The 10956-nt window shown below is 33.2% G+C and carries 7 protein-coding genes; all 7 read left to right on the forward strand.

Annotated elements, in window-relative coordinates; all coding sequences use genetic code 11:
- Positions 1–158: 158 nt before the first annotated feature.
- The 7 genes from B4H69_RS12675 (at position 159) to B4H69_RS12705 (ending at position 10668) form a co-directional block, all read left to right on the forward strand.
- Positions 159–1109 (forward strand): M20/M25/M40 family metallo-hydrolase, encoded by a 951-nt coding sequence (locus B4H69_RS12675; protein ID WP_180906681.1) that lies wholly within the window; start codon positions 159–161, stop codon positions 1107–1109.
- 59 nt (positions 1110–1168) lie between these two features.
- Positions 1169–3364 carry a B12-binding domain-containing radical SAM protein gene (locus B4H69_RS12680; protein WP_291094238.1) on the forward strand — a complete coding sequence of 732 codons (2196 nt, stop codon included), beginning with the start codon at positions 1169–1171 and terminating at the stop codon, positions 3362–3364.
- Positions 3365–3796: 432 nt separating this feature from the next.
- Positions 3797–4954, forward strand: coding sequence for a homogentisate 1,2-dioxygenase (locus B4H69_RS12685; protein WP_291094240.1), 1158 nt, complete (start codon positions 3797–3799; stop codon positions 4952–4954).
- Positions 4955–5157: 203 nt separating this feature from the next.
- Positions 5158–6288, forward strand: a complete 1131-nt coding sequence (hppD, locus tag B4H69_RS12690) for a 4-hydroxyphenylpyruvate dioxygenase (protein WP_125350265.1) — start codon at positions 5158–5160, stop codon at positions 6286–6288.
- Between the two features lie 143 nt (positions 6289–6431).
- The gene (locus B4H69_RS12695; protein WP_038335811.1) at positions 6432–7220 is read left to right on the forward strand and encodes a phosphatase PAP2 family protein; all 789 of its coding nucleotides are present in this window, start codon (positions 6432–6434) and stop codon (positions 7218–7220) included.
- A 128-nt stretch (positions 7221–7348) separates the two neighbouring features.
- Positions 7349–8608, forward strand: a complete 1260-nt coding sequence (locus B4H69_RS12700; protein ID WP_291094243.1) for a dihydrolipoamide acetyltransferase family protein — start codon at positions 7349–7351, stop codon at positions 8606–8608.
- A gap of 5 nt (positions 8609–8613) precedes the next feature.
- Entirely contained in the window at positions 8614–10668 is a 2055-nt protein-coding gene (locus B4H69_RS12705) for an alpha-ketoacid dehydrogenase subunit alpha/beta (RefSeq protein WP_291094244.1), read from the forward strand.
- Positions 10669–10956 lie beyond the last annotated feature (288 nt).

The following is a 10956-nucleotide window of genomic DNA, read 5'->3' on the forward strand; positions in this document are numbered from 1 at the left end:
AAAGGTTTTAGTTGATAAAATTCTATTCTCGATACAATTTTTATTCATTTCATTCCTGAAAATCACTCGAATTGACGAATTTTAATTCAAAATGCACAATACTATATTCTTGATTATTTTTCTATTTTTGTTAGACGTATACTTAGTCGAAATTGAATATGAAAAAAATAGTTATCATCTTATCTTTGGTTGTAGGAACCAAGTCTTTTGCGCAAGAAATTGAAGTCAAAAACCTTAAAAAACACGTTTATTTTTTGGCAGATGACAAAATGAAAGGGAGAGGAACCGGAAGTGAAGAAAATTTGAAAGCTGCAAAATATATTGCGAAAGAATTTAAAAAATATAAACTTCAACCTTTAGGAGAAGATGGTTATTTTCAGGGATTTGAGGCGAAAGTGAAAAAAGTGAAAGTTGTTGACAGTATTCGTTCTGCAAAAAATGTGATTGCTTTTTTAGATAATAAAGCGGATAAAACGATTGTGATTGGTGCACATTACGATCATTTGGGAGAAGGAAAGCAAGGAAGTTCTTTGGCGAAAGATAGCTATGGAATGATTCACAATGGTGCTGATGATAACGCTTCTGGCGTTGCAGGCTTGTTAGAATTGGCAAGATTTTACAGTAAAAATAAAGTGACAGAACCTGTTAATTTTTTATTTATTGCTTTTGGTGCTGAGGAATTAGGTTTGGTCGGTTCACGTTATTTTGTGAAACACCCAACGTATGATTTATCGAAAGTACATTGGATGTTAAACATGGATATGATTGGTCGTTTGAACAAAGAATCTGGTGTTTCTATTATAGGTTATGGAACTTCTCCAGCTTTTGAAACGATTTTTAACGAAATTAATCCGACTGATTTTGTCAAATTTTATACAGGTTATGAAGGTAGAGGCGGCTCGGATCAAACTTCGTTTTATGAGAAAGATATTCCAGTTTTATTTTTTCATACAGGCGGCCACGACGATTATCACAAACCAACAGATGATGCAGATAAAGTAGATTATGAATCGTTGAAAGGAATTCTTAATCTCGAAAAAGCTGTGATTGAAGGAAGTTTCAAAATTGAAACAATGCCATTTAGAAGCACTGATAAAACTGAAAAATAATTGATAAAAATCTAAAATTATTTTTTTTCAATCCGTATTTTTGCAACAAATTTCAACGATTGAAAACGGATCTTTTATTAATCACACCACCTTTTACGCAATTAAATACACCATATCCTGGAACAGTTTATTTAAAAGGATTTCTAAACACACTTTCATATTCAACTTTTCAAGCTGATTTAGGTTTAGATGTCATCTTACAATTATTCTCAAGAAAAGGTTTAATTGATTTATTTCAATTTATTCAAAATCAAGAAATTGAATTAGGTGATAATAGTAAAAGAATGGTGATGTTAAGCGATGAATATATCGCAACTATTGATCCTGTTATTCGATTTCTACAAGGTAAAAATTCGACTTTAGCTGATTCTATTGTTCAAGATGGATATTTACCAGAAGCTTCTCGTTTTGCTGAGGTTGAAGATTTGGAATGGGCCTTTGGTTCGATGTCTTTTCAAGATAAAGCGAAGCATTTGGCAACTTTATATTTAGAAGATTTATCCGATTTAATTATTGAAGCGGTTGACGAAAATTTTGGTTTTTCTCGTTATGCTGAACGTTTGGGAAGATCAGCAAATTCTTTTGATGAATTGTATCAAGAATTAGCGAAAGATCCAACTTATATTGATAAAATAACACTTTCGGAATTAGAGAAATTAATTCAGAAAACGAATCCAAAAATGATTGGTTTTTCGGTTCCTTTTCCTGGAAATTTATATTCGGCTTTCCGTTGTGCACAATATATTAAAGCAAATTATCCTGAAATTGTGGTGGATATGGGAGGTGGTTTTCCGAATACGGAATTACGTTCTTTAAGCGATCTACGAGTATTTGAGTTTTTCGATTTTATTACATTAGATGATGGTGAAGCACCAACTGAACAATTGTTAAAATACATCAATCAAGAAGTTGAAATTTCTGATTTGAAAAGAACTTTTGCCCTTCAAAATCAACAAGTTTCTTATATCAACAATCAAACTGTTCGCGATTATAAATTTAGCGAAGTTGGAACGCCAGATTATACGGATATCAAATTAGATCAATATATTTCTGTCATCGAAGTGGTTAATCCAATGCATCGTTTGTGGAGTGATGGACGTTGGAATAAGCTGACGATGGCGCATGGTTGTTATTGGGGAAAATGTACGTTTTGTGATATTTCGTTAGATTATATCAAAATTTATGAACCAATTGCAGCAAAACAAATTGTGGACAGAATGGAAGAGTTGATTGAAAGAACTCAAAATACAGGTTTTCATTTTGTGGATGAAGCTGCTCCACCAGCATTAATGCGAGAAGTTGCGTTAGAAATTCTTCGAAGAAAATTGACCGTAACGTGGTGGACAAATATAAGATTCGAGAAAAGTTTTACATACGATTTGTGTCGATTACTAAAAGCTTCGGGCTGTATTGCGGTTTCTGGAGGTTTGGAAGTGGCTTCGGATCGATTGTTAAAACTGATTGATAAAGGTGTAACGGTGGAACAAGTTGCCATTGTAAATCGCAATTTTACAGAAGCTGGAATTATGGTTCATGCGTATTTGATGTATGGTTTTCCAACGCAAACGAAGCAAGAAACTATTGATAGTTTGGAAATGGTTCGTCAAATGTTCGAATTGGGAATTCTTCAATCAGGATTTTGGCATCAATTTGCGATGACAGCACATAGTCCAGTTGGATTGAATCCAGAGAAATATCAAGTGATTAATCACAGTACTGAATTAGGAACTTTTGCGAATAATGATATGATTCACGAAGAAAAATCAGGCTTAATTCATGATCAATTTTCGTATGGATTAAAGAAATCATTGTTTAACTATATGCACGGTGTTGGTTTTGAGTTGTCGCTGAATGAATGGTTTGATTTTAAAGTTCCGAGAACGTCAATTCAACCAAATTATATTGAAACAGTTTTAAATAATGAAACTTTCATAACGCATAAACCAACGCAAAAAGTAGTTTGGTTAGGAGGGAAGCCTCAAATAGAATTTGTTACGAAAACCAAAAAAGGGAAGACTTTTGAGAATACTGTTTTACAATTTCATACCAAACAAGATTGTCTTGAAATTGTTGTGGACAAAGAGATTGGAGAATGGTTGGTTGATTTTGTAGAACATCTAAAAGAAAGTCCAAAAGCAGTTTCGTATCTACAAATGAAACAAAGTTTTGAAGAAAAAATACAAACTGATTTTGAGATTTTTATCTATTCAAAACAAGCCGAAAAATTAAAAGAAACAGTTTTACTAATTGTATAAACATAAAAAAAACCTTGAATTATTCAAGGTTTTTTTGGTAAATATGAATTTGTATTAATTTTGATCAAATGATTTTAAAGAACCATATGTTTGTGTTTTTATACTTACAAATCTAATTTGCTAAATAACGTTATACAATCACTGAAAATAGGGAGTTTGTTTAATTTGTATTGTGCCTTAAAGTTGATAATATATTTAAAGTGTATTTTGTACAATCAAAAAATGTTTCTATCTTTGAGATAACCACAGAAAAGAAATGCAAAAAATTAAGGAAAATATTAAACCTTTATTTGTTGGAATGAATAAGCAAACTTCTGCTTTACTTTCCAAAATTGTATTTGCTCAATATTCACACTAGAATATTGCAGATTATTTGTTGACGAATCTCGTCATCTATCTACCTTTTCATCAAAATAACAAACAAAATACGATATGCCACTTTATCATCATTTGGGAGAATTCCCACAAAAGCGACATACGGTATTCCGAAAACCAAATGGAGAATTATATGCAGAAGAATTAGTTTCTACGCATGGATTTTCGAGTACGTATTCCAATGTTTACCACTGTTATCCGCCAACTTTGGTAAAAGCGATTAGCGAACCTTATTCGGTAGAACCTAAGATTGCTCGCGCAAAACATTTAAAACATACCTCTTTAAAAGGTTTTAAAGTAAAACCTACCAAAGATTATTTAGAATCTCGTGTACCAGTTTTGGTTAACAATGATTTGCATATTTCATTGGCTGCGCCACAAGAATCGATGACTGATTATTTCTTCAAAAATTCGATGGCGGATGAAGTAATTTTTATACACGAAGGTTCTGGAGTTTTAAAAACTGGTTATGGACAAATTGAATTTGAATATGGAGATTATTTAGTGATTCCACGTGGAATTATTTATCAACTTCATTTTAATGATTCTAATAACCGATTGTTTATTACAGAATCATTTAGCCCAGTTGAAACACCTCGTCGTTATCGCAATCATTTTGGACAATTAATGGAACATTCTCCTTTTTGCGAGCGTGATATTAAACGTCCTCAAAATCTTGAAACAAATGATGAACACGGAGATTTCAAGATTATGATCAAAAAAGAAGGATTAATTTATCCTTACGTTTATGGAACTCATCCTTTCGATTTTGTAGGTTGGGATGGTTATCATTATCCATGGGCTTTTTCTATTCATAATTTCGAGCCAATTACAGGGCGTATCCATCAGCCACCACCTGTTCATCAGACTTTCGAAGGAGCAGGTTTTGTGATTTGTAGTTTTGTTCCACGTCTTTTCGATTATCATCCAAATGCGATTCCAGCTCCTTATAACCATAGTAATGTAGATTCTGATGAGATTTTATATTATGTGGATGGAGATTTTATGTCGAGAAAATCGGTTGAGAAAGGACAAATTACATTACATCCAGCAGGAATTCCGCATGGTCCACATCCTGGTACAGTTGAAAAATCGATTGGAGCGAAAGAAACACATGAATTAGCCGTAATGATTGATCCTTTCAGACCATTGATGTTAACTGAACAAGCGTTAGAAATTGAAGATCCAGATTATTATAAATCTTGGCTTTATTAAGAGATTTTAATTTTGTTCTAAGTTCTAAGTTCTAAGTTTATTGTCATTCTGAGCTTGTCGAATAATCTAAGAAAGGGTTTTATAAAAGTCATTATGAACTTGATTGAAAATCAAATATTTTAAGTCAAGAGAAACTGAATAAATCATATACAGTAAAACTCAATACATTTTACATAATACAATAAAATAAAAAACACAATAAAATGAGTACACAAACATTTGCAGAAAAAATAGCATTAGCACAAGATTTTCTTCCAATCAATGGAACAGATTATATCGAATTTTATGTTGGTAATGCAAAACAATCTGCACATTATTACAAAACAGCTTTCGGATTTCAAGAAGTTGCATATGCTGGCCCAGAAACTGGAGTGAGAGATAGAGCTTCTTATGTTTTACAACAAGGGAAAATTCGTTTAGTTTTAACATCTGGCTTAAAATCTGATTCTCCAATTTGTCAACATGCAATGAAACATGGTGATGGAGTTAAAATTTTAGCACTTTGGGTGGATGATGCGTATGATGCTTTTGAGCAAACAACGAAACGTGGAGGAAAGCCTTATATGGAGCCAACTACGATTACAGATGAGTTTGGTGAAGTAAAAATGTCTGGAATTTATACATATGGTGAAACGATTCATATGTTTATTGAGCGTAAAAATTATGAAGGTCCTTTTATGCCAGGCTATGTGAAGTCTGAATCAACATATCAACCAACAGATTGTGGTTTATTGTATGTGGATCATTGCGTTGGTAATGTGGGTTGGAATCGTATGAACGAAGCGGTTGCTTGGTACCAAGATGTCATGGGATTTGTAAATATTTTATCGTTTGATGATAAACAAATCAATACAGAATATTCAGCATTAATGTCGAAAGTGATGAGTAACGGAAATGGTTATTCAAAATTCCCTATTAATGAGCCTGCAGAAGGTCAAAAGAAATCTCAAGTAGAAGAATATTTAGATTTTTACGAAGGAGAAGGTGTACAACATATTGCAGTTGCAACTAAGGATATTGTAAAAACTGTGACAGAACTTAAATCTCGTGGAGTTGAGTTTTTATCAGCGCCACCAGAGGCTTATTACGATATGATTCCAGAGCGCGTTGGTGAAATTGATGAGGATATTAAGAAGTTACAAGATTTAGGAATTTTGGTTGATTGTGATGAAGAAGGTTATTTGTTACAAATTTTTACGAAACCAGTCGAAGATCGTCCAACATTATTCTACGAAATTATCGAGCGTCATGGAGCGCAATCGTTTGGAGCAGGTAATTTCAAAGCATTGTTCGAAGCATTAGAAAGAGAACAAGAACGTCGAGGAAATTTATAAATAGATATTTTTAAAAGCCATTGGATTATTTCTAATGGCTTTTTTCTTAATCAAATATTAAGTTTTGTGTAAGGAGGTTTCAAATACATTTGTTCAATAAAATGAATGTGAAAATGAACCAAATTAAAACAAAAACGATAGTTATGAATTGTGTATTACTTTCAATATTTTCGATAAAAGGAAATGCACAAGATACAATTCAGCAAACTAAAACCGATTCTATTCAACTTGATTCTATTCCAAAGCAAACATTTAATCCAGAAGATAAAGTTTATCATTTCAACGACAAAAAGTTGATTATTCCTGCGACTTTAATTACATACGGAAGTTTGAGTTTGGCAATTCCAGCATTGGATAATTTAAATAAATCTACTCAAAACGAAATTTTAGAAGATAAAACAAAAGGAAATAAATTTGATAATTATACACAATATTTACCTGCAGTAGCGGTTTTTGGATTGAATTTGGCTGGCGTTCAAGGGAAACATAATTTACGAGATCGTACAATAATTTTTGCAACTTCTCAAATCATCAATACAGGTTTGGTAATGGGGTTAAAGCACGCTGTGCAAGAAGAAAGACCCGATGGTACAAACAATCTTTCTTTTCCTTCTGGACATACGGCGAATGCGTTTTCTACGGCTCAATTTATGTTTCGAGAATATCAAGATTCTAATTTTTGGTTGAGTTTGGCTGGATATCCTTTGGCAGCTTTTACAGGTGTTTATCGTGTTATCAACAATCGCCATTGGGTTGGAGATGTTGTTGCTGGAGCGGGAATAGGAATTTTATCGACGGAATTGGCGTATTGGTTATTTCCTACGATTAACAATTGGTTTTCTGCAAAGAATAAAGAGTCAAAAATAGCAACAATGGTTTTTCCTGTGTATCAAAATAATCAAGCAGGAGTTGGTTTGGTGATGAGGTTTTAATAGAATTGAGTTTTGGATAATGTAATAGCTACACTAAAAAAGCAAAATTTCAATGAATATTTCAACTAACATTCATTAGTTTTATAAAAAATCATTATCTTCAACGCTCAAAACTGCAAATAAATAAAATGAAGAATATAGAACTAACGATTCCAAAATTGGGAGAAAGTGTTGAGTCTGTACAATTAGTTCGTTTTACAAAAAACGTTGGCGATTTCATTCAAGAGGATGAGGTAATTGCCGAAGTTTCGACGGATAAAGTAGATTCTGATGTGCCTTCTACAACTGCTGGAAAGATTATTGAGTTTAGATTTAATGAAGGAGATGAAATAAAAATTGGAGAAGTTTTCGCTTTAATTGAGCTTTCAGAAAATCAACAACAATCAGCTCAAAAAACTGAAAATGTTGAAGAAAAAAAGATTGAAACTGTTACAATTTCACAAACTATAAATTCAATCGATACAAATCAATTTTTATCACCTTTGGTAAAAAGTATTATTCAAAAAGAAAATCTTCAATCAACTGATATTTCACAAATAAAAGGTTCTGGACGTGATGGAAGAATTTCGAAAAATGATGTAATGAATTATATTCAAAATAAATCATTTACAACTAATAATTCAAGTAATACTTTAAGTCAAAATAATATAGTTTCAAGTTCTTCTTTTGGAGCGAAAGATGAAATCATTGAGATGGATAAAATGCGTCAAGTGATTTCGAAACACATGAAAAAGAGTAAACAAACTTCGCCTCATGTGACGGCTTATGTTGAACCTGATGTAACGAATTTTGTGAAATGGCGCGAAGAAAATAAAGCTCCTTTTGAAGCAAAATACAAACAGAAATTAACGTTTACGCCGTTAATTGTAGATTGTGTTGTACGAGCAATTAAAGACTTTCCTATGATTAATGTATCAGTTGATGAGACTGAGACTAAAATAATCAAACACAATGAGATAAATATTGGAATTGCAACGGCTTTACCAAACAATAATTTGATTGTTCCTGTTATTCATCAAGCCAATGAATTAAATTTAGAAGGTTTAGCAAAAGGTGTAAATTCAATTGTAGATAAAGCAAGAAATAATAAACTTTCGCCAGATGATGTTCGTGGAGGAACGTTCACAATAAGTAATGTGGGGACTTTTGGTAATTTGATGGGAACGCCAATTATCAATCAACCTGAAGTGGCAATTTTAGCGACTGGTGTGATCAAGAAAAAACCTGCGGTTTTAGAAACTGAATTTGGAGATATTATCGTAGCAAGACAATTTATGTATTTGTCACTTTCGTTTGATCATCGTGTGATAGACGGATCTTTGGGAGGTGTTTTCTTGAAACGAATTTCAGATTACATGGAGAATTGGGATGTTAACACGCAAATTTAATCAGAATGGAAACCACATTATCAACAAGAACATTACTTAAACAAGCATACGAATTATTGGTTACTGCAAAATCTTTAACCGAATTATACGAAGAAAATAAAGCTGTAACAAGCAAATATGTACACGCAACAGCGCGTGGACACGAAGCAATTCAAATTGCAACAGGATTACAATTATTACCACAAGATTATTTAAGCGCTTATTACCGTGACGATGCAATGTTACTATCAATCGGAATTACGCCTTATGAATTGATGCTGCAATTATTAGCAAAACGCGACGATATTTTTTCTGGAGGAAGAACCTATTATTCTCATCCAAGTTTGCGTCGTGATAATATGCCGAAAATTCCACATCAGAGTAGTGCAACGGGAATGCAAGCGATTCCAACAACGGGAATTGCGATGGGAATGCAGTACAAAGAATTAGAAGGTCTTTGTGACGAAGATGTAAAACCAATTGCGGTTTGTTCATTAGGAGATGCGTCTTGTACAGAAGGCGAAGTGGCAGAAGCTTTCCAAATGGCAGCACTGAAACAATTGCCAATTTTATATTTGGTTCAAGATAACGAATGGGATATTTCTGCATCGGCAGATGAAATTCGTGCGCAGGATATCGCCCATTATGCGAAAGGTTTCAAAGGTTTAGAGGTTTTTGTGGTTGATGGAACGGATTTCTTGGCTTCTTTTGAAACGATTCAACGTGCAATTGAAATTATTCGTACAGAACGTCGTCCGATTTTGGTTCATGCAAAAGTTCCTTTATTGAATCATCATACATCTGGCGTTCGCAAAGAATGGTACAGAGATGATTTAGAGGAAGCACAATCTCGTGATCCTTACGAAAAATTAAAGGATACATTATTAAATGAAGGTTTCGATGAAATTGATTTAATCGAAATTGAAAATAAGATAAAAGAACAAGTTCAGGCTGAATATCAAGAAGCGTTAAAAGCAGAAGATCCTCATCCCGAAGATTTATATACGCATGTTTTTGCGCCAACACCGATTAACGAAGAAAAAGGAAATCGTTCACCAGAAGGAAAAGAAAAAACAGTAATGGTAGATTCTGCATTATTTGCGATTCGCGAATTGATGGCAGAACATCCAGAAGCTTTATTATATGGACAAGATGTAGGATTGCGTTTGGGCGGAGTTTTTCGTGAAGCAGCAACTTTAGCAAAACAATATGGTAAAAATCGTGTATTTAATACACCAATTCAAGAAGCGTTTATAATCGGATCTACAGTTGGAATGTCTGCAGTTGGCTTAAAACCAATTGTTGAGGTGCAATTTGCAGATTATATTTGGCCAGGTCTTAATCAATTGTTTACAGAAGTAGCGCGTTCTAATTACTTATCGAATGGTAAATGGCCTGTTTCGATGATTTTACGTGTGCCAATTGGTGCGTACGGAAGTGGAGGCCCTTATCATTCAAGTTCTGTAGAAAGTGTTTTGACGAATATTAAAGGAATTAAAATTGCGTATCCATCTACTGGAGCGGATTTGAAAGGTTTGATGAAAGCAGCTTATTACGATCCAAATCCTGTGGTAATGCTAGAGCACAAAGGGTTGTATTGGAGTAAAATAAAAGGAACAGAAGATGCTGCGACAGTTGAGCCGGACGAAGATTATGTATTGCCTTTTGGTAAAGCACGTGAAGTTTTAACGGCTGAATCTTCTCAAAATCATAATTCTGTTTCGATTATTACATACGGAATGGGAGTGTATTGGGCAAAACAAGCTGCGAAAGATTTTCCTAATCAAGTCGAAATAATCGATTTACGAACATTAGTTCCGTTAGATGAAGAAACTATCTTTAATAGTGTAAAAAAACATAATCGTTGTATTGTTTTGACAGAAGAAGTGAAGCAAAACTCTTTTGCACAGAGCATTTCAGGCTTAATTAATGAAGAGTGTTTTGAGTATTTAGATGCACCAATTCGTGTATTAGGAGCGCAAGATATGCCAGCAATTCCATTAAATTCGACTTTAGAAACAGAAATGTTACCAAATGCAGAAAAGTTAAAGGTGTTGATTAATAATGTTTTATATTATTAATTAGTGTGATAGTTAATTATAATTGTAAATTTTACACCAAAAAAACTAACGTTCGTTAGTTTATGTTAATTTTTTGATTAAATTTGTTGTTATCAAAAATCAAAATCTGCAAAAATTATGATATTTAATCCCGAGATAGAACAAATGCCAATTGAAAAATTGCGCGTTCTTCAAAACGAAAGACTTCAAAACATGTTACAAAAAGTGTATAACAGAGTACCTTTTTACAAAGAAGCATTTGATGCAGCTGGAATAAAGCCAGAAGACATCAAAGGTGTTGAAGATCTA

Source organism: Empedobacter sp. UBA6745 (assembly GCF_002453775.1).
GTDB classification, from domain to species: Bacteria; Bacteroidota; Bacteroidia; order Flavobacteriales; family Weeksellaceae; genus Empedobacter; species Empedobacter falsenii_C.

Excerpts from the sequence above, each read along its gene's own strand:
- B4H69_RS12675 (WP_180906681.1), top strand. The coding sequence starts at position 159 with ATGAAAAAAATAGTTATCATCTTATCTTTGGTTGTAGGAACCAAGTCT.
- B4H69_RS12685 (WP_291094240.1), top strand. The coding sequence starts at position 3,797 with ATGCCACTTTATCATCATTTGGGAGAATTCCCACAAAAGCGACATACG.
- hppD (WP_125350265.1), top strand. The coding sequence starts at position 5,158 with ATGAGTACACAAACATTTGCAGAAAAAATAGCATTAGCACAAGATTTT.
- B4H69_RS12695 (WP_038335811.1), top strand. The coding sequence starts at position 6,432 with ATGAATTGTGTATTACTTTCAATATTTTCGATAAAAGGAAATGCACAA.
- B4H69_RS12700 (WP_291094243.1), top strand. The coding sequence starts at position 7,349 with ATGAAGAATATAGAACTAACGATTCCAAAATTGGGAGAAAGTGTTGAG.
- B4H69_RS12705 (WP_291094244.1), top strand. The coding sequence starts at position 8,614 with ATGGAAACCACATTATCAACAAGAACATTACTTAAACAAGCATACGAA.